Origin of the sequence: Nocardia cyriacigeorgica, from assembly GCF_005863245.1 — a bacterium.
GTDB classification, from domain to species: domain Bacteria; phylum Actinomycetota; class Actinomycetes; order Mycobacteriales; family Mycobacteriaceae; genus Nocardia; species Nocardia cyriacigeorgica_C.
The window spans coordinates 221467-240178 of the sequence record NZ_VBUT01000001.1; the positions used below are offsets into that span (position 1 = coordinate 221467).

An 18712-nucleotide genomic window follows, 5' to 3' on the forward strand; every position below is an offset into this window, starting at 1 on the left:
GAAGGCGAGCTGGATGCGTGAGGGTGATGTCTTCGCCGGCTACACGATCGACCGGCAACTGGGCCGGGGCGGGATGGGCGCTGTCTTTCTGGCGCGGCACCCGCGTCTGCCGCGCCGGATCGCACTCAAGCTGCTGAACGAGGAACTGTTCTCCGACAAGGAACTCCGGGCCCGGTTCGAACGCGAAGCCGACCTGGTCGCGCAGCTCGACCACCCCAATATCGTCACCGTCTACGACCGCGGCGCCGACGACGGCAGGCTGTGGATCTCGATGCATTACGTCGACGGCGTCGATGCCGCGACCGTCGACCCGCGCACGCTACCCCCGACGCGTGCCGTCCAGATCATCGCCGAAACCGCCAAGGCACTCGACTTCGCGCACAGCAGAGGAGTGCTGCACCGCGACGTCAAACCCGCGAACATCCTCCTCGCCAACGGCGGCAACGGCCAGGAACGGGTGTTCCTCACCGATTTCGGGATCGCCCGCATCGCCGGCGAAGCCAACCGGCTCACCCAAACCGGCACGTTCACAGCCACTCTCGCGTACGCGTCGCCGGAACAGCTCACCGGCGCGGACATGGACGGCCGGTCCGATCAGTACTCGCTGGCATGCACGCTGCACTGGCTGCTGACTGGTTCCGCACCTTACGAATCCACGCATCCGGCCACGGTCATCCAGGGCCATCTGCAACGGCAACCGCCGCCGGTGTCGACGGCTCGTGCCGGACTTCCCCCGGCCCTCGACGTCGTGTTGGCCCGTGCGATGGCGAAACGTCCGGCCGACCGGTTCGCCTCGTGTTCGGAGTTCGCGGAGGCGGCGCGGCGCGCGTTGGCCGGTGACGGCCCGCATCGATCTGCACCGCATATATCGCATTCATCGGCACCACATGCGTCGGTGGCACCGGGATCCGCCCCGCATATCGCGGCGCCTCCGATGGCCGGTGCGCCGGCCGTCGGCCCGGGGCCTGCGAGCTTCCCGCAGCACATCCACGGCCATCCACCGCAGCAGAGTCCGATCCCACCGCGTCCGTTCGCCTATCCCCCGATGCCCCCACGCCGCCGTTCATACGTCGGCTTGTGGATCGGTCTCAGCATGATGCTCGTCATCGCTGTTGTCGCCGGCATCGGAACGTGGGTGGCGATCGCCAACCGCGATACCACTCCGCCCCAACGTGATATCGAGGAAATGCGACTGGCCTTCCCGAACATGCTCCCACCAGGTGAGGTTCCGGCGGGACAGACCTGGGCGCAGGGCCGTGGTTTCGGCGACATGGGTTGCAGCGCCACCGTGATGAACGACCGCAGCAGGCTCCACTGGACCTTCATTCACGGCGCCGCCCCGGACATGGGTAAGCCGACCGCCTACTGGGATTGCTACTACGCCGGCAGCTACATGATCCCGGAAGACATCATCCGCTGGCCGCAGATGCGAGTCTTCCGATACAAGTCGGCCTCCGAGGTACAGCAAGTCATCCAGGGCCTCGGGGCGAGCCCCGTCGAACAAGACCTCAACAACAACGGCAGACAGTACTCCAACGTCAAGGCGGGCTCCGAACCCACTTCTTCTCCGCGAATCGCGACGATCTTCCCGAACGACCCGAAGCGCGCGAACCTGCTGATCTACTCCTATGGCCTCGGCGCAAGCAATGACCCGTCGACCGAAAGGCGCCGGAGCCGGTCCGGTAGACGCCTCAGGTAGTGCGGTAAGCGGGCCCGCCAGTCCGATAGGCGACTCCGCAGGACCGACAGCCACCGCCACCAGACCGGTCGGCGACGATACTTCGGGGACGAGCACGCCTACCGTTCGAGCAGCAGGCACCGCCAGCACGACGGCCAAGACGATGCGTCCGGGTATCGACCTCGACAGCCTTCCTGGCGTATTCCCTGATTCCGTGGTCGGCCACGCGATGCCGGCAGCGGAACCGATCTCGGACCCCGAACCCATGGGCCAGACCACGGGGGCTGATGCGGCCATCCGCCTCCACCAGACCGCCGCCAAGCCGATCAGCGACAATACCGCCCAGGCAAGCACGCATACCGATCCAGCAGCAGGCACCGCCCACACGACGGCCAAGACAATCGGCCCGGCGATCGACCCTGACAACCTCGACGACTTATCCACCAATTCCGTGGTTGGCCAGGCGGATCCGCCAGTGGAGCCCGTCTCGGGCACCACGCTCACAGAGCATGCCTTGCTTGCCGGGGCAGCGATTCACGAGCACAGAACCGCCGCCCGGCCGGCCGGTTCGGGAGGCAGCCTTGCCGGTCAGAGAGACGCCGCCACCGACACCCTGATCGGCCACGCGAGCCGACCAGCATGGCGCGCTCCCGACAACACGTCCGCAGAGCACGAGCTGCTGGCCGAGGCGGCCGCGCGCGACCACCGAACACCCGCGCAGCGTAATCACGACGCACTCAAAGCGATTCTGCAATCCGGGGTGATCGCGGAGCGGCTGGGCGCCCACCGCGGGGTTCCGGTCGCGACCATTCTCACCATGAGCATCGACGACGTCGAACGCGGCGCCGGCGTGGCGACTACCGCGACCGGCGGCACCGTCCCCATGCGCGACGCGCTCGCCTTGGCCGAGCGATCACAGCCGTGGCTGGCGGTATTCGACCACGCCGGGTTACCGCTGCATCTGGGCCGGATGAAGCGCCTTGCCTCCAGAGAACAGCGGCTGGCCTTGATCGCCGCGTTGAAGGGCTGCTCCCGGCCGGGCTGCGACGCCCCGGCCAGCCTGTGCGCGGTGCACCATGTTCGCGACTACCGCAGGAATGGCATTACCGACATCGAAAACCTCACCCTCGCATGCGATTCCTGCCATGCATTGATCCACGACGGACCCGGTGGCTGGGCAACGGTGGTCCAAGGCCCGGACTCGCCCTACGCCGGACGCACGGCGTGGATCGCGCCGCCCCATATCGATCCACGCCGCGTCCCCCGGGTCAACCACCGCCACCACGCCCGGGAGCTCCTCGTCGAGGTACTCACGCGCATCGACCACCGCAACGAACGCGCTCGCGAACGACATCACCGATGGCGCCGCATGCGTAGCGCCGACGCTCACAGCCGAGTGGACACGACCTCGACCCGGCATCACGCAGCTACGTAGTCACGCACGTATGAGCGCGAAGGGCGCAACGTGAGTCCCGCGTTCAAGACTCGGGACTCACGTCGACGCGTCAGCGCTCAGCTGCGATCGAACCTGCCGTCGGCGATCTCAGCGGTGAAGGCGTGCCATACGCTCGGGGCGAAGGTGAGCGCGCCGCCTGCGGGGTTCTTGGAATCGCGGACGCCGACCTGGTTGTTCGCGAGGAAGGCGACTTCGACGCACTCGCCGTCGCCCTGGCTGTGGGAGCTCTTGAACCACTTGGTCGAGGCTGAATCGACAGTCACGCCAGATACTCCTTCGCTACCTGCCGTAGCAGGTTCCTGCTGCTCACCGCATCCAGCGACCGTTGGCGACTCCGGCGGTGAAGGCTTGCCAATCGCTCGGGGCGAAGGAGAGAACGCCGCCTGCCGGGTTCTTGGAGTCGCGAACGGCTACCCGGTTGTTGGCGAGGAAGGCGACTTCTACGCACTCGCCCGTGCCCTGGCTGTAACTGCTTTTGAACCACTCGGCAGATGTTGGATCGGATGTCATGCCAAGTACTCCTTCGCTACCTGCCGTAGCAGGCCCCTGCTGGTCACTGCATCCAGCGATCGCGCACGGATGCGGTCGTACGTTTGACGGTAACACGCGACGTCCGCAGGCTTCTCCAGATACAGATTGCCCACCGTACTTCCTTCGATGAAGACGACGGATGGCTCGACGGGCTTGTTTACCGCACTTGTGCCGAAATCCAGAATCACGCACGGGCCGACTGACATCCCGGCAGGAAACCCCGCGCTGAACGGCAACACGAGCAGCTCTACGTTCGGAAGCGTCGACATGTCGGCAAGCTTCTTCAGTTGCATTGCCATCACTCTCGGGCTGCCGTTTATCCTGCGCAACGCACTCTCGCCGATGACAGCATTCACAGTGACCGGCTGGCGCTTCCGCGTGACGATGTGCTGACGTTTCAGCTTCAGCTGTACCCAGGCATCCTGTAGCTGGTCGCTGGCGTTCGGCATGGCCACCACGTTCAAAGCACGCACGTAGTCAGCGGTCTGAAACAGTCCTGGTACCAGCTCGGGCTGAAAGGTAGTGATCTTGGTTGCCGCAGACTCCAGCCCGAAATACACGTCGAAATCCCTCGGGATCAGATCGCCGAACTCATGCCACCAGCTCTTCACGTTCTTCTGCTTGCCGAGCCCGGTGAATGCGGCGACTAGGCCTTCTGGAACCCCGTAGAGCTCACACGCTGCCTCGACGTGGCCGATGTTGACCTTGTCGTTCTGTCCGTGTTCCAACCGGTACAGAGTGGTCTGTCCGATCCCGAGTAGCTCAGCCGCCTGCCGCAGGCTCAGCCCGGCGCGCGTTCGCCAGTCCATCAAGTAATGCCCGAGCCGTCGTCGCGGCACATTGGATCCGGTGTCCTGCATGGAGTCCTCCCCATCGAGGGCGGGCCAGTCGACCCGCAAAACGGGTAGAGCATGGGCACTGCCGCGGGACAAATGCTGGGCCTTTACGCGATCGAAGCCGCTCGGCCGCACATCCATCGCATAGCCCCGGGACAGATGGTTCGCTGATGCGTGCCGATGCCGCCCCCGAAGAATCCGAACTCAATGTAGCAGCAACGGTGACCGATGAAAGCCCTTATCCCAGAGACTGATCGGAGTTCTACACGAAGGAGGTCGCATGTAGCGAAGACTTGCAATGGAATCCGCCGACCGAATCCGGCACCGCGAGACGCGCAGTCAGAAGAAGGAATCGTCTTCCTGTTCACCCAGTACCCGCACACCATCGTCGAAAGCTGTTCCCGTTGTCCAGCTCCTCGCGGAACCACCACGTGGTGCTCACCGCGCCAGGAAATGCCAACCGAGCCAGAGCCACACGGGGAGCGTGATCAGGCGCGCGGTTCGTGTGCGGAGGGCCAGAGCGACGACGGTGCCCAGCGGGGCGAGGGTGTCGCGGCGGACGTGGGCGACGAGCGTCAGGATGAGCGCGATACCGAGCAGGATCGCGAAACCCGTGATGAGGATGTCTCTTTCGCTCATCGCCGCACCAGCCACCAGCCGGCCGCGAGCCAGGCCAGCCAGCCCGCGAATCGTGTCGGGCCGTGCTCGAGTAGCGGATCGAGCAAGGTCGACAGCGTCGGGTAGTCGTAGTGGGCGATGGACCGGTCCGGTTGCCGCAGATAGGCGTAGCCCTGCCAGGCGAGCAGCGCGACGAGCAGGGTGCACCAGACGAGCACTCCCCTGCGGAGCGCCGCAGGTGTAGAGGCACCGCGCGACGCCTCACCGGGCCGAGCGCCGGCGCTACGGCGCGGACGAGCCCACGGAAGGAAGCGGGCAGGACAGACCGCCAGCGCTGTCGCCAGGAGGCCGACGGCGACGACCAGTGCGGTCGAGGCCCAGTGGAACGGTGGCGTGAGCGTCCCGACGAGGGCGAGCCCGATCAGGCAGGCCAGCGGCAGTGCACGACCGCGCCTGATGCCCGGGTCTGCGGCGAGTGGCGGCTCAGTGGCCATAACCGCAGGATACGGCCGGGCAACCGACTTCAGACCCGGGTTGGAGACCTTGGTCCGGCTCGAAGGCCCGGAGGTCGGCACCGCCGGGCTCCGGGCTGTGGTGGAGCCCGGACGGATCCACGCCATTGGCCGGCAGTCGTGGAACCGCGCGTTCGGGCACCAGCCCAGCATGCAAGATCAGGTCCCGCCCTCGCCGGCGGCACGTGAGCAGTCCGTCCGCGCCACCGACCGCTAGTTTGAGGACGTGAGTAGTACCGAAGGTTTGCAGCTGGTCCTGGCGCACGGCGCCGAGGCGGAGTTCGCGCTGGGGCTCGACACGCGCCTGACGCTTCTCGCCACCGGGCTGATCTTCCTGTCGGCGCTGGCCCTCGGCACCTGGAAGTACCACGGCATCCGCACCTCACCCGACGGCGCCGCGCACATCTACGTCGACATCGCGCACCGTGCGGCGCTCATGTATGCCTTCGCCGGCCTGGTCCTGGCCGTATTCACCGAGCTCAGCGCGTGGCCGACGGCGGTGAATCTGGCGGCGGACGCGGTCGTGCTCGCGTTCTTCGCCGGCGCCATCGCCACCTACGCCTGGCACGGGTACCGGCGCGACACCACCAACCAGTTCCGCGGCGATATCGACCTGAGCCTGCGGCTGACCATGTTCGCGCTCATCGCCGGCGAGATCGGCGGCTTTCTGGTGCTGTTCACCGGGTTCCTGGCCGGCCAGTTCTGACGAACCCGGCCGGCCGGAACCCTCAGACCGCGGCGACTCGTTTGGCGAGGTCCTCGGCCAGCTGCTCGGCGCGGGCCAGGTCGGTGGCTTCGACCATGACCCGGATGAGCTGCTCGGTTCCGCTGGGGCGCAACAGGACTCGCCCGGAGTCGGCGAGGGAACGCTCGGCTTCGGCGACGGCATCGAGGACGTCGGAAGCCGCCATCACGGCCGCCTTGTCGCTGACCGGCACGTTCACCAGAATCTGCGGCACGGTCTGCAACACCGACGCCAGATCCGCCAGGGTGCGCCCGGTGGCGGCCATACGGGCCATGAGCTTGAGACCGGTGAGGATGCCGTCGCCGGTGGTGCCGTGGGCCGGCAGAACCACGTGGCCGGACTGTTCGCCGCCGAGGGTGAAGTGGCCGCGGCGCAACTCTTCCAGCACGTAGCGGTCGCCGACGGCGGTGGTGCGCACGGTGATTCCGGCCTCGCGCATGGCGATGTGCAGGCCGAGGTTGCTCATCACGGTCGCGACCAGGGTGTTCTCGGCGAGCTCGCCGGCATCGCGCATGGCAAGGGCGAGGATCGCGAGGATGGCGTCACCGTCGACTACGTTGCCCGCGGCGTCGACGGCCAGGCAGCGGTCGGCGTCACCGTCATGCGCCAGGCCCAGATCTGCGCCGTGTTCGCGGACCGCGCGCCGCACCTGGTCGAGGTGGGTGGAGCCGCAGCCGTCGTTGATATTGAGACCGTCGGGGTCGGCGTTGATCGCGATGACGTTCGCGCCGGCCTCCCGGTACGCGGCCGGACCCACCTCGGAGGCGGCACCGTGCGCGCAGTCGACCACCACGGTCAGGCCGTTGAGTTCCTGCCCGGTGGCCTCCACCAGATGCTCGACGTAACGCTCATGCGTTCCGGCGACGCTGTACTGGTCGGGGATGGCGAACCCGTGATCGCGCACGCCGGTCGAGCCGAGCACCCGGCCGATCCCGGCGCCGGTCGGCCGCACCGGAGGCTCGTCCATCAGGGCCTCGATGCGGTCCTCGATCGCGTCGTCGAGTTTGCGACCACCGGCGGCGAAGATCTTGATCCCGTTGTCGGGCATGGGATTGTGCGAGGCGGAGATCATCACGCCGAGGCACGCGTCGTAGAGGCCGGTGAGGTAGGCGACGGCGGGCGTCGGCAGCACGCCGACCGACAGCACATCGACCCCGGCGGCGGTGAGCCCCGCGGTGACGGCTGCTTCCAGCATCTCTCCGCTGGCCCGCGGATCACGCCCGACGACGGCCAGCGCGCGCTTCTTGCCGCGACTCAGAATCTGTGCCGCCGCGCCGGATACCCGCAACGCCAATTCCGGAGTCAGCGACTCGTTGGCCAGTCCGCGAACCCCATCGGTGCCGAACAGACGTCCCATACCTCGTCCCTCGATCGATGCATCCTGCCGCGTCCGCGCCCGCCCCACGAACGCCGCACTTCCATACAGCACGAGAGCAGGCGCCCAGCGATGCTGGAAGCCTGCTCTCGTACAGGTGCCGCGCCGACCGTACCGCTTCCGGCACCAGCACGGTGCCGGAAGCGGACAGTCGACGATGCGAAAATCAGCGCTTCGAGTACTGAGGCGCCTTACGGGCCTTCTTCAGACCGTACTTCTTACGCTCGGTGGCACGCGGGTCACGAGTCAGGAAGCCGGCCCGCTTCAGGGCGGGACGATCCTCGGGGGTGACCTCGATCAGCGCACGGGCGATGGCCAGGCGCAGCGCACCGGCCTGACCCGACGGGCCGCCGCCGACCAGGCGAGCGTGCACGTCGAAGCTCTCGGTGCGCTCGACGGTGACCAGCGGGGACTTCACCAGCTGCTGGTGCACCTTGTTCGGGAAGTAGTCCTCGATGGTGCGGCCGTTGAGCACGAAGTTACCGGTGCCCGGCAGCAGCCGGACGCGGACGACGGCTTCCTTGCGGCGGCCGACGGTCTGCACCGGACGGTCGATGACGACCGGGCTGTAGGTCGCCTCGGAGTCGTAACCGGCCTCTTCGTAACCGGCGCCGTCCTCGACCACCTCGACGGTGGTGTCCTCGACGGTGTATTCCTCGTTGAATTCCTCGGGAGCGGTCACTGGGCCACCTGCTTGATCTCGAACGGAACGGGCTGCTGGGCGGCGTGCGGGTGGTTCGGGCCCGCGTAGACCTTCAGCTTGCCCGCGATCGCGTTACCGAGCTTGTTCTTCGGGATCATGCCCTTGACGGCCTTCTCCACGAGACGATCGGGCCGCGACTCCAGCACCTGACCGACAGTGCGCGACTTGAGGCCGCCCGGGTGCCCGGAGTGGTGGTGGATGAGCTTGTCCTGCTTCTTGTTGCCGCTGATGGCAACCTTGTCAGCGTTGATGATGATGACGAAATCGCCACCATCGACGTGCGGAGCGTAGGTCGGCTTGTGCTTGCCACGCAGCAGATTCGCTGCCTGAACGGCAAGACGGCCGAGCACTACGTCAGTGGCGTCGATGACGTACCACTTGCGGGTCACGTCACCAGCCTTCGGGCTGTACGTAGGCACAGTGCTTCCCTGTCTGTCGTCGGTGCTGCCGGCCCGGTGTGTGGTCGAGGTTGTTCCCGGCGGCCGGTTGAGACCCGGGCCTCGGCATGCCACACACCAGCTGGCCACGATACCAGTCGGGTATGGGTGCGGCGAAACCGGAGCGTGCGGGCGGTCGCCGCGGTGGTTCAGATCTCGAGCGGTGGCCCGAAGTCGGCCGCTCCGGGCGGTCCGGGTACCAGGTAGCGCAGGGTGTTGACGCCCGGTTGCTCGCATTCGCCCGGCAGGGTGCCGCGCACCGAGGCGATGCCCGACGGCGGTTCCAGGATCGCTTCCGGGGTGAGTGAGCAGGCCACCGGGGCCGTGCCGGCGCCGGCGGCTGTGGCGAGCTCGGCCGCCCCCGCCTCGGACGACATCGCGAAGGCCACGAGCGCGACCGCACCGGCCGCCGCCTGGGCTCCGAACAGGTTTCCCTTCATTTTGTCCCACACCTTGCCCTTGCGGTCGGGGTGGCCGTCGTGGTCATCGGCGTGACTTCGGCTGTGCGCGGCGCCCGGCCGATCCTGGGCGTGCTGCGCGTAGGAGGCGGACCCGCCGCCGGCCTCCGGCGGACGCGTGAACCGGCTCGCGGCTGCCTCGGGCCCCGGCGAGGCGCTGTGACGACCACCGGTCATCGGTGGCCGATCGCGCATCGAGGAGGTCGGCGGCGTCGTCGGCCCCTGCTGCATCGGCGGACGCTGCGGCGGCTGCTGGCGCACCGGCTGCTGCGGCGGGCGGGCAGCCTGCGGATGCTGCGGCGGCACCGCGCGCGAGGGCGGCGCGGGCTGGGCCTGCCTGGCGGGCTCCGGTTCGTCCCCGTCGCTCTCACTCAGCACCAGATGCGCGGCGCCGAGCACCAACGCGTGCATGGGGTGGTCGGCGCTGTGCAGGCGCTGGCCGAGGTGGTTTTGGAAGGCCAGCCGGATCGGATCGTTGAAACAGACGTTTCCGGCCAGCAGCACCGTCGAGGTGTCGGCGCCGATCGCGCGCGCGGCCGCCATCACCTCGATGACGGCGTCGTCGGCGGAGCGGGCGTCGCGAGTGGCCTCGGGCGGGATGGCGACGTCGACCGATTCGGTGGGCTGTTCGTCGTCGGCGTGCACCGCGACCACCAGCATGGTGCGCCCGTCGGAGTACACGCCGGTGGCGCCGACACCGCGGGGATTCATCCGGTCGGGCGGGCGGACCAGCCCGAGCGCGCGCACATACCCCGACAGCGCGACCGACTCCGGCAGCGGCTCGACCGTGACGTCGAGCTGCTCGACCAGCTCGCAGTAGGTGTCGACCTTCTCGTCCGGCCAGCCGTCCGGGTACGGCAGCGCGATCACGTCGGGTTTTCCGCGCAGATATTTGCCGACCGCGGCCAGCGGGTTGTAGAGCCGCGCCCGGAACACCAGCTCGGCGGGCCAGGTAGCGCCGGCGATGACGATCTGCGGATGCCCGAGGATGTCGCGCACGTCGGCGATGGCCATGCCGAGATCGGGCCGCTGCCGGTCCAACCCTGCCGTATGCAGCCTGCCGGAGGCGTCCGCCAGCAGATATGCGGGAGTGGTGTAGCTTCCCTCGACCTGGACCGGGCGGATCGGGGTGCCCCCACCGCCTGCGGCCACGGACACCACATCCCACCCGAGATGTATTGCCCCTACTCGCACCGTCACAGGCATCAGTGTGCCTGCTGTGCGCGCGACACGCTCGGCGCGGCGGCAGACCGGCCGCTACCGGCGACGACACACCCGCTCATGACGCGGACTTCTTCAGTCGTAGGCGGTGCCAGGTGATCACCGACAGGACCGCGGTCACCACCAGGAGCATGGCGATATCGAGCAACCAGATGCCCGCGCTGTGCTCCCACAGCTTGTCGGGCTGGGCGTTGGCGAACAGCGTCCGGATGTCGACGGTGGACGCCGCGGCCGCGTACCCCCAGCGCGAGGGGAACAGCCAGGAGATCTGCTCGAGCACCACGCGGTCGGTCACCGGGATCATGCCGCCGGCCATCACCAGCTGCACCATGATCGTCACCACCAGCAGCGGCATGACCTGTTCGTTGGATTTGGCCAGCGTCGACAGGGCCAGGCCGACGACCACACACGACACCGCGGTGAACGCGACGCCGATGTACAGCTCGAGGCTGCCGGACGGTATCAACGCTCCCGCACCCGGCGGATTCTTACCCGCCAACGCGATCCCGATGAGCACCGCCGACTGCAACAGTGCGGCGACACTGAAGACCACGATCTTGGCCATGGCGTAGGCCGAGGGCAGCAGCCCGACGGCGCGCTCCCGGAAGAAGATGGTCCGCTCGCCGACGAGGTCACGCACGGTCAGTGTCGAGCCCATGAAGCAGGCGCCGAGCACCAGCACCACCAGCAGCTGCTGGGTTTCGCCGCCGCCCTGGTGGACGAAGATCTGCTCGCCGTTCGGCCCGGGCACCGGCACCTGCGGGCCGGGCGCGAATCCGTTCTCGCCCGGGACGACCAGCGTCAGCACGCCGAGCACGAACGGCAGGATCACCAGGAACGCGAGATAGCCGCGGTCGGCCAGGATCAATCGAACCTGTCGCCGTACCAGGGTGGAGAACTGCCGCCACCCGCTCGATTGCGGCGGACTGCCCATCGCGCCGTGCCGCATCGGCGCGGGCGGAGGCGGCGGCGGTATGAACGCCTGCCGCGACCGGTACGCCGCGAACGCCTGATCCGGGTTGGCCGCGACATTGGCGAAGATCTCGGCCCAGTCGCTGGTCCCGAGCGCGCTGCCGACACCGGCCGGGTTGCCCGCATAGGCGGTCTTACCGCCGGGCGCCAGCAGCACGACCTGATCGCACATGTCCAGGCAGGCCACCGAGTGGGTGACCACGATGACGACGCGGCCGGCGTCGGCCAGCTCGCGCAGCATCACCATGACCTGCCGGTCCAGCGCCGGGTCCAGACCGGAGGTCGGCTCGTCCAGGATCAGCAGCGACGGACCGGTCAGCAGCTCCAGCGCCACCGACGCACGTTTGCGCTGACCACCCGAGAGCCGATCCACCCTGGTATCGGCGTGCTCGGTGAGCGAAAGTTCTTTCAGCACACCGTCGATGACCTGCTGCCGGTCGGCGCTCGAGGTGTCGGGCGGCAGCCGCAGCTCGGCGGCGAAGCCGAGCGCCTGGCGCACGGTGAGCTGACGGTGCAGCACATCGTCCTGCGGGACCATGCCGATACGGGACCGCAGCGCTTCGTATTCGGCGTGCAGATTGCGGCCCTCGAAGGTGACCACACCGCCCGAGGGCTGGGTATTGCCCGCGATCAGCTTCGACAGCGTCGACTTACCCGCACCCGACGGGCCGATCAACGCGGTGAGCGTGCCGCGCCCGGCCTGCAGGTTGACGTCGACGAGCAGCTGCTTGTTGCCCTCGACGGTGAACCCGACCCCGTGCACGTGCAGGCCCTGTTCGGCGACCGGACGCTGCCGGTGCACCAGCGTGCCCTGCTGGACCACGAAGTCGACATTGCCGATGGTGATGATGTCGCGCTCACGCAGCACCGTGCGCTGCTGCCGGACACCGTTGACGAAGGTGCCGTTGGCCGAGCCGAGATCCTCGATGGTCAGGCCCTCGGATCCGGCGACCAGCCGGGCATGTCTGCGCGAGGCCAGCGGATCGTTGACCACGATCTGGTTGTCGGCGGTACGACCGATGGCCAGGCCACCGGCGGGCAGCCGGTCCGCGCGCGCGATCGGCGAGGTCGACGGCCTGGCCCGCACCGGGGGCAGCGACGAGGTGTCGGCCTTGGTCGTCATGTTGATATTGACGTTCGGCGCGGCAGGCTGAGCGGGCGGTGGCGCAGTGTGGAATCCGGCGATCCGGCTCGCCCCGGACTGCGGTCCCGAATGCGGACGCTGCGGCGGCGCGGGCGGCGGACGCAACCCCTGGCGCGGCGGTGGCACCGGATGCTGCGGCTGCGATTGATGCTGCGGCGGCCGCGCTTGCGGCGCGGCGGGCAGCAGATGCAACAGCGGCCCGGTGATCGCGTCACCGAGCCGCACCTGCATGGGCCGATCAATGGACACCGGGCGGCTCAGCCGGGCCGCGTCGACGAACACACCGTTGGTGCTGCCGTTGTCGCGCAGCACCCAGGCACCCCCCTGCCAGGCCAGGATCGCGTGTACCCGTGAGACCAGCGGACTGTCGACGAACAGGGTCACTTCCGGCGCGCGGCCCATCGTGACCTGCTGGCTCGAATCGAAAATTCGTTCGGTTCCATCATGGCGCACGGTGATGGTCTGCGCCCCCGGTGAAGACATGCAGCGGATACTATTCCATCACCCGGACATCGGCGGTGCCCCCGATGCGCCATGCCCCGTTCCGGCCACCGAAACACCGACCGACCGGCCGACGAGGGGGAGGAACCGATGCGGCAACGTCGTGCGACCGCCGTCATCATCGCCGTGCTGTGCGCGGTCACCGTGCTGGTGGGATGCACCCGATCCGTGGACGGGCGGGCCGTCTCGATCTACGACGACCCATTCAAGGTGGCGGGCCTGCCCACCACCAGCGGCCCGAGCGGCCCGCGCCCCGACGTCCCCGACAGCGAGCTCACCGCGCGCAATGGTGACGGCGGCGAGGTCGACACCCTCGCCCTCAATGCCGTCGAGGACATCCAGGCCTACTGGGCCGAGGAGTATCCCAAGGAATTCGAGGGCGAGTTCGAACCGGTCGACAAGCTGGTCTCCTGGAGCGCCAAGGCCGGCCGCAACGATTCGGTCGAGTTCTGCACCGAAACCACCTACCGCCTGGTCAATGCCGCCTACTGCCGGCTCGACAACTCCATCGGCTGGGATCGCGCGCTGCTGCTGCCGACCATGGAGGAAACCTTCGGCAAGATGTCGGTGGTCATGGTGCTGGCGCACGAGTACGGGCACGCCATCCAGACCATGTCCAAGATCGTCGACCGTAAAGACCCGGTCATCGTCAAGGAACAGCAGGCCGACTGCTTCGCCGGCGCGTTCATGCGCCATGTCGCCGAAGGCAAGTCCAAGCACTTCACCATCAACACCTCCGACGGCCTGAATTCGGTGCTCGCCGCGACCGTCGCCATCCGCGACTCCGACCCGGACGATCCGGACAGCGTGCACGGCTCGGCGTTCGAGCGGGTCACCGCCGTGCAGATCGGGTTCACCGACGGCCCCAAGGGCTGCAAGGCCATCGACATGGACGAAATCGAGCGGCGCCGTGGTGATCTGCCGCAGAGCTTCGAAGGCGACGCGGGCCGCGGTGAATACCCGATCACCAAAGAGAACCTGATCGAGCTGAGCAAGGCGCTGGCCGCGATCCTGCCGATCGACACCGACCCCACCTACCGCTACGACGGCGCTCAGGTCGACTGCACCAACGGCGCTACCACCGAACCGGTGAGCTACTGCCCCGCCAGCAACACCATCGCCACCGACATCCCCGGCCTGGCCGAACGCGGCACCTCCGACACCGATCCGGACGATCCGCTGCCGGTGAAGGTGACCGGCGACTACAACGGTTACGTCGTCTTCATCGCCCGCTACGCGCTGGCCGTGCAGCGGGCGCAGGGGCAGCAGCTGGTCGGCGCCAAGACGGGCCTGCGCTCGGCTTGCCTGTCCGGCGTCGTCACCGGCAAGCTCGCCGAACCCGGCAGGCCGCCATCGGAAGGCGATATCACCCTGGCCGCAGGCGATCTGGACGAAGCAGTGTCCGGGCTGCTCACCGACGGGCTCGCCGCCAGTGACATCAAGGGGCAGACGGTGCCGAGTGGTTTCGCCCGGGTCGACGCCTTCCGCGCCGGCGTGCTCAACGGCGAGACCACCTGCATGTCGCGGTACTCCTGACCGTCAGCCGAACGGTGGTGGCGCCGCGGGATCGAAGCGCAGCACCCGGTTGCCGATCATGATCTCGGTACCGGGCAGCAGCACCATCGGCTGGTTCGGTGGCAGCCGCACCCAGTCGCGATAGCCGGCTACCCGGGTGCGGGTGCCGTTGGTCGAGCCACGGTCCACCAGCGTCACATCCCAATTGACCAGCACGATCTCGGCGTGCGCACGCGACATTCCGCCGGAGTTGTCCTCGATCTTGAGCGGGATCAAACCGCGGCGGGCCTGCTCGGAATGCTCCGGATCACGTCCGATGACGGCGTCGGCGGCGAGCATGAACGTCATCCCATCGTCGAGTACCAGCATGCCGAGCGGGGGCCGCACCACCTCGCTCAACGCCTGGGTCTGGTCGACCGGCATGCCGCAGACGGTGCAGAACGCCGAGCGCGGATCGCTGGGATGCGCCCGCGCACATTTGAATCCCATCACCTTGACCGCGAGCGTGGTCGCGCGGGCGGTGGCCTCCAGCCGACGCTGCAACTGCGGGTCCGGCCGTGGTGAGGGGTCGGTGCTGGCGCGCTGTTCGGCCGATTCCGGTGGCTGCTCGCCGTCGCTTATGTCGAGCATCGAGGTCGAGGCCTGCGTGGGCGTCACGTTCGGGTCCACCGGCGCCGGTTGCGCCGCAACGGGTTCCGGCGAACGCTCCTGGTCGATGCGTGCGGTCGGCAGTGGCGGCGGCGCCGATCGCCGATGAGAGCCACCCTCGGTGTGTTCGACGCCGGCCCGGCGCGGTGCGTGGGCGCGCACCTCGTCGGACCAGACGATCACCCCGTCGGCCTGGGCGATACCTTCCACCAGCCAGCCGATTCCGCGTTCGGTGGGCAGCTCGGGTACTCGGCCGCCGTTGTCGTCGACGAACAGCGCGACCGCTTTCGACGGCACCGACGCCACCCGATCGACGGTGAATGCCGCGTCGCTGCCCCGGTACCGTTCGACCTGCTCACCGGCGAGCACCGCGGTGACGGCGCCGTGCAGGAAGATCGCCACCCCACCGTTCTCGGCGGGTGACAAGATGCCGAAGTCGATCGGGCGGCCGGGACTGATCTGCTCGGCGTCCTTCATCAACCAGCGCGTGGCATGGCGGGCCACCAGCGCACCTGGGCCGGAAGGCTGCTGCTCGGCCGCGTCGCTCACCAACTCGGCCAGCGATTCCAGCGCTCGAACCGCAGGCGATTCCTGGGTGGGCCTACCCCGATCCCGGTGCGCCACGACCACCACCGCACCCGCGACCCGGGCCGCCGCGTGATTGCCGGCGACCACCTCGACCTGCCGATCCTTCAACGGTATCGGCCCTCCCCTGGATCGGAATGCTGGATCGTCGCCACCAGACCAGAGTATTGCAATGCGAACAACACCGGTCCTGTTACCCGCGGTTCGAGCACCAGTGGAGCGCTTCGATGTCGGACCGGTGCCGTACTATCCGCCTGACACACTCGAGTGAGGGGGGAGCGTGCGGTTCAACGCAGGATCTCATCGGTTCCGGGCCGTCATCGGCCTGCTGCTGGCATGCGCCGTTGTCGCGACGAGCTGCGGGTCCGACACCGAAGCAGCCGCACCCGCGGTGGACCTGGCGCAGCTCGACGTCGGCGGATACCCGACCCTGCCGCGCCAACTCGGCGCGCCGAAGAACAAAGACGTCCCCCGGCTCGTCGAAGCGCAGCGGCTCGCCAACATCATGCCGCTGCCGGTCGAGATCGATCCGAGGTTCGGATACCAGGGCCCCGGTACCCGGACCTTCCTGCTGCCGGGCGAGGCACATCTGAGCCCGATCCACCGCTGGATCAGCGAGGAGCACTTCGCCGACGACGCGAAGGGGTTCATCTCCGGGTTCTCCGCCACCGCGCAGTCGACCAAGGCTTCGGCCCTGGCGACCACGCTGTCGAGCAACGTCCTCATCTTCGCCGATGCGGCCGCGGCCACCGACGCGGCGGCGAAACTGTCGCGTGCCCGGTTCCTTCGCGATGACAAGGGCCCGGTCGAACCGGTGAAGCTGGACAAGGTCCCCGCAGCTCATGTGCGGTGGCAGCCGAGCCAGCAGACGCTGGCGTCGTGGCTGGCGCAGGACGAGTTCGTGATCATCACCATCGCCTACAACGCCGAGGCACTGATGCTGGGCGAATCCGATCTGCCCGGCCTGTCGGCGCTGGCCGAGAAGGCGATCACCGCCACGAGCGCCAGCCTGGAGGGGTTCGAGCCGACCCCGGCGGACAAGCTGATGGGGAACTCGATCGACCCCGACGGCATGCGGTCGATCTCGCTTGCCCGTCCGATGGGCGATTCCTTCGTCAATGTCCCGGGCACCTACGACCTGCACGGTTCCCTGCATTTCCCGACCGACCCGGTCGAGCGTAAGCAGGAACTCGTCGACGCGGGCGTCGATCGGGTGGCCCATGACGCCGGCGAGCTGTATCGGACCGCCGATGCGGAATCCGCACAAGAGCTCAAAGACAAATCGTCGCAGCTCAATCGGATGTTCCGCAGCGCTCCGGCGCCGAAGGGGCTGCCTCAGGCCACCTGCACGGAGTACAAGGGCCCCGCCCAGGGCGCAATCCGGTTCTACTGCCATGTCGCCTTCGACCGCTATTACGCGTTCATGGCGGCCGAACAATTGCTGGACGCCCAGCAACGGATATCCGCCCAGTACGCCATTCTGGCCAATTCGAAGTAGGGCTGCGGCACATGCGAATTCGATCCATCCTTCGGTCATCGTCGGCCCGCTATGCCGCGCTCGCCATGGCCGTGACCGCCGCACTCGCGGGTTGCTCCTCGGTGCCGGGGACCGCGATACCCGGCGAGCCCGACATCCGCGGTTTCGCCACCGGCAGCTACCCGACCACACCGCTCGACCTGCGCTGGGAGTACAATCCCACCCTGCTCGACGGCATCCAGCTGGCGATCATGCGACTGTCGGACAACGTCGTCAACGGCATCGACATCGACCCGAAGCTGAAGTACAACCGCGGCGCCGCGGGCTTCGACGATTCCGAATCGGCCACCGATCTGCTGGCCGACGTCAACGGGCCGGTGCTGGACCGGCACGGATTCTTGTTCGGCCTCGGCATCACCTCCGCGGACCGTGCGAAGAAACCCGACAAATCGGTAGGGGAAACGGCGGTCACCATCGGTGTCCTGCAATTCCGTGACGACAAAGCTGCCAAGGCCGCCGCCCGCGAGCTCGACCAGACCGATTTCGCAGTGGCCCCCGACCTGAACAAGCCGGTAGAACTGAAGACCTACCGCGATGCCCATTCCCATTGGCGCCCGGGCATTCCCACCCTCGGCTCGACGATGGCCGTCGGCAGCTACGTGATCAACTTGCTGCTCTCGTGGCCGAGCGCCGATCTGGATGCGCTCACCGCGCTCGCCGAGAAGACCTACGCTGCCCAGGTGCCGCTGCTCGAGCAATTGCCCGCGCTGTCCAAGCGTGAGGTGGCCGCTCTCCCCTTCGACCAGGAGTCGATGTTCCAGCGGATTCTGACCTCGGAGGATTTCTTCTTCTCACCTCGCGTCGGCAGCGTCGCCACCCACACCCCGCGCGGCCTGCTGCACTGGGTGGGCGAGCCTACGGATGTGCAGAAGGCCATGGCAGACAGCGGCATCGACAGGGTCGCCATCGCCGACGACACCTACCTGTGGCGTGCGCGCGACGCCGACGGGGCCGCGAAGTTCGCCGACACCCGGCAGAAGTCGAGTCGTTGGAACCCGATCGATGCGCCGCCCGGCGTGCCGGAGGCGCGTTGCGCCGAGGACGCCAGCCCGTCGGACCCCGACCACAAGTACGTCTGCGTCGTCCGATACGGCCGCTACGCCGCCCAGGTCCAGAGCGGCCAGCCGGTCGACGTGAAACAGCGAGCCGCAGCGCAATACGCTCTGCTCGCCACCAGCCAGTACCAATGAGAACAGCCCGGCGACCGGGCAAGATTCCGGTCGTGCGGCGCACCGGTGCA

17 protein-coding genes are annotated in these 18712 nt (G+C 67.9%); 6 read left to right on the forward strand and 11 right to left on the reverse strand.

Annotated elements, in window-relative coordinates; translation table 11 throughout:
* The first annotated feature begins 13 nt into the window (after positions 1-13).
* Together FEK34_RS01090 and FEK34_RS30530 are read left to right on the forward strand one after the other, a co-directional pair.
* Entirely contained in the window at positions 14-1699 is a 1686-nt protein-coding gene (locus FEK34_RS01090) for a serine/threonine-protein kinase (protein WP_138446006.1), read from the forward strand.
* Between the two features lie 142 nt (positions 1700-1841).
* Positions 1842-3113 (forward strand): HNH endonuclease signature motif containing protein, encoded by a 1272-nt coding sequence (locus FEK34_RS30530; RefSeq protein ID WP_249358732.1) that lies wholly within the window; start codon positions 1842-1844, stop codon positions 3111-3113.
* A 77-nt stretch (positions 3114-3190) separates the two neighbouring features.
* Here FEK34_RS30530 and FEK34_RS01100 read toward each other — a convergent pair whose 3' ends face one another.
* From FEK34_RS01100 to FEK34_RS01120, 5 genes are all read right to left on the reverse strand, one after another.
* Positions 3191-3397 (reverse strand): DUF397 domain-containing protein, encoded by a 207-nt coding sequence (locus FEK34_RS01100; protein WP_138446007.1) that lies wholly within the window; start codon positions 3395-3397, stop codon positions 3191-3193.
* 43 nt (positions 3398-3440) lie between these two features.
* On the reverse strand, positions 3441-3644 hold the full coding sequence (locus FEK34_RS01105) for a DUF397 domain-containing protein (protein WP_138446008.1): 204 nt from the start codon (positions 3642-3644) through the stop codon (positions 3441-3443).
* Positions 3641-4525, reverse strand: coding sequence for a helix-turn-helix domain-containing protein (locus FEK34_RS01110; protein ID WP_138446009.1), 885 nt, complete (start codon positions 4523-4525; stop codon positions 3641-3643). The genes FEK34_RS01105 and FEK34_RS01110 overlap by 4 nt, the downstream gene beginning before the upstream one ends.
* Positions 4526-4939: 414 nt before the next feature.
* On the reverse strand, positions 4940-5140 hold the full coding sequence (locus tag FEK34_RS01115; RefSeq protein ID WP_138446010.1) for a DUF6186 family protein: 201 nt from the start codon (positions 5138-5140) through the stop codon (positions 4940-4942).
* On the reverse strand, positions 5137-5613 hold the full coding sequence (locus FEK34_RS01120) for a hypothetical protein (RefSeq protein WP_138446011.1): 477 nt from the start codon (positions 5611-5613) through the stop codon (positions 5137-5139). Before FEK34_RS01120 ends, FEK34_RS01115 begins: the two co-directional genes overlap by 4 nt.
* Before the next feature lie 244 nt (positions 5614-5857).
* On the opposite strand from FEK34_RS01120, the gene FEK34_RS01125 reads away from it, so the two are divergent.
* Positions 5858-6337: a hypothetical protein gene (locus FEK34_RS01125; protein ID WP_249358733.1), complete on the forward strand. Its 480-nt coding sequence runs from the start codon at positions 5858-5860 to the stop codon at positions 6335-6337.
* 22 nt (positions 6338-6359) lie between these two features.
* On the opposite strand, the gene glmM is transcribed toward FEK34_RS01125, so the two are convergent.
* The 5 genes from glmM to FEK34_RS01150 form a co-directional block, all read right to left on the reverse strand.
* Entirely contained in the window at positions 6360-7733 is a 1374-nt protein-coding gene (glmM, locus tag FEK34_RS01130; RefSeq protein WP_138446012.1) for a phosphoglucosamine mutase, read from the reverse strand.
* Positions 7734-7917: 184 nt separating this feature from the next.
* A complete protein-coding gene (rpsI, locus tag FEK34_RS01135; RefSeq protein WP_014349188.1) occupies positions 7918-8433 on the reverse strand; it encodes a 30S ribosomal protein S9 in 516 nt (171 codons plus the stop codon).
* A complete protein-coding gene (gene rplM / locus FEK34_RS01140; RefSeq protein WP_036533407.1) occupies positions 8430-8873 on the reverse strand; it encodes a 50S ribosomal protein L13 in 444 nt (147 codons plus the stop codon). The genes rpsI and rplM overlap by 4 nt, the downstream gene beginning before the upstream one ends.
* Positions 8874-9040: 167 nt before the next feature.
* Positions 9041-10555, reverse strand: a complete 1515-nt coding sequence (locus FEK34_RS30340; protein ID WP_249358734.1) for a hypothetical protein — start codon at positions 10553-10555, stop codon at positions 9041-9043.
* A 73-nt stretch (positions 10556-10628) separates the two neighbouring features.
* Positions 10629-13169 carry an FHA domain-containing protein gene (locus FEK34_RS01150; RefSeq protein WP_138446013.1) on the reverse strand — a complete coding sequence of 847 codons (2541 nt, stop codon included), beginning with the start codon at positions 13167-13169 and terminating at the stop codon, positions 10629-10631.
* Between the two features lie 108 nt (positions 13170-13277).
* Here FEK34_RS01150 and FEK34_RS01155 point away from each other — a divergent pair, with 108 nt between their 5' ends.
* Positions 13278-14723 (forward strand): metallopeptidase, encoded by a 1446-nt coding sequence (locus FEK34_RS01155; protein ID WP_138446014.1) that lies wholly within the window; start codon positions 13278-13280, stop codon positions 14721-14723.
* Positions 14724-14726: 3 nt separating this feature from the next.
* On the opposite strand, the gene FEK34_RS01160 is transcribed toward FEK34_RS01155, so the two are convergent.
* Positions 14727-16046, reverse strand: a complete 1320-nt coding sequence (locus FEK34_RS01160) for an FHA domain-containing protein (RefSeq protein ID WP_138446015.1) — start codon at positions 16044-16046, stop codon at positions 14727-14729.
* 169 nt (positions 16047-16215) lie between these two features.
* Here FEK34_RS01160 and FEK34_RS01165 point away from each other — a divergent pair, with 169 nt between their 5' ends.
* Together FEK34_RS01165 and FEK34_RS01170 are read left to right on the forward strand one after the other, a co-directional pair.
* A complete protein-coding gene (locus FEK34_RS01165) occupies positions 16216-17433 on the forward strand; it encodes a DUF7373 family lipoprotein (protein ID WP_138446016.1) in 1218 nt (405 codons plus the stop codon).
* A gap of 11 nt (positions 17434-17444) precedes the next feature.
* Positions 17445-18662, forward strand: a complete 1218-nt coding sequence (locus tag FEK34_RS01170) for a DUF7373 family lipoprotein (protein WP_138446017.1) — start codon at positions 17445-17447, stop codon at positions 18660-18662.
* Positions 18663-18712: the final 50 nt, after the last annotated feature.

Bases quoted from the DNA above. Each gene is read 5' to 3' on its own strand.
- FEK34_RS01090 (WP_138446006.1), top strand. From the start codon at position 14: ATGCGTGAGGGTGATGTCTTCGCCGGCTACACGATCGACCGGCAACTG.
- FEK34_RS30530 (WP_249358732.1), top strand. From the start codon at position 1,842: ATGCGTCCGGGTATCGACCTCGACAGCCTTCCTGGCGTATTCCCTGAT.
- FEK34_RS01105 (WP_138446008.1), bottom strand. From the start codon at position 3,644: ATGACATCCGATCCAACATCTGCCGAGTGGTTCAAAAGCAGTTACAGC.
- FEK34_RS01110 (WP_138446009.1), bottom strand. From the start codon at position 4,525: ATGCAGGACACCGGATCCAATGTGCCGCGACGACGGCTCGGGCATTAC.
- FEK34_RS01115 (WP_138446010.1), bottom strand. From the start codon at position 5,140: ATGAGCGAAAGAGACATCCTCATCACGGGTTTCGCGATCCTGCTCGGT.
- FEK34_RS01120 (WP_138446011.1), bottom strand. From the start codon at position 5,613: ATGGCCACTGAGCCGCCACTCGCCGCAGACCCGGGCATCAGGCGCGGT.
- glmM (WP_138446012.1), bottom strand. From the start codon at position 7,733: ATGGGACGTCTGTTCGGCACCGATGGGGTTCGCGGACTGGCCAACGAG.
- FEK34_RS30340 (WP_249358734.1), bottom strand. From the start codon at position 10,555: ATGCCTGTGACGGTGCGAGTAGGGGCAATACATCTCGGGTGGGATGTG.
- FEK34_RS01150 (WP_138446013.1), bottom strand. From the start codon at position 13,169: ATGTCTTCACCGGGGGCGCAGACCATCACCGTGCGCCATGATGGAACC.
- FEK34_RS01155 (WP_138446014.1), top strand. From the start codon at position 13,278: ATGCGGCAACGTCGTGCGACCGCCGTCATCATCGCCGTGCTGTGCGCG.
- FEK34_RS01170 (WP_138446017.1), top strand. From the start codon at position 17,445: ATGCGAATTCGATCCATCCTTCGGTCATCGTCGGCCCGCTATGCCGCG.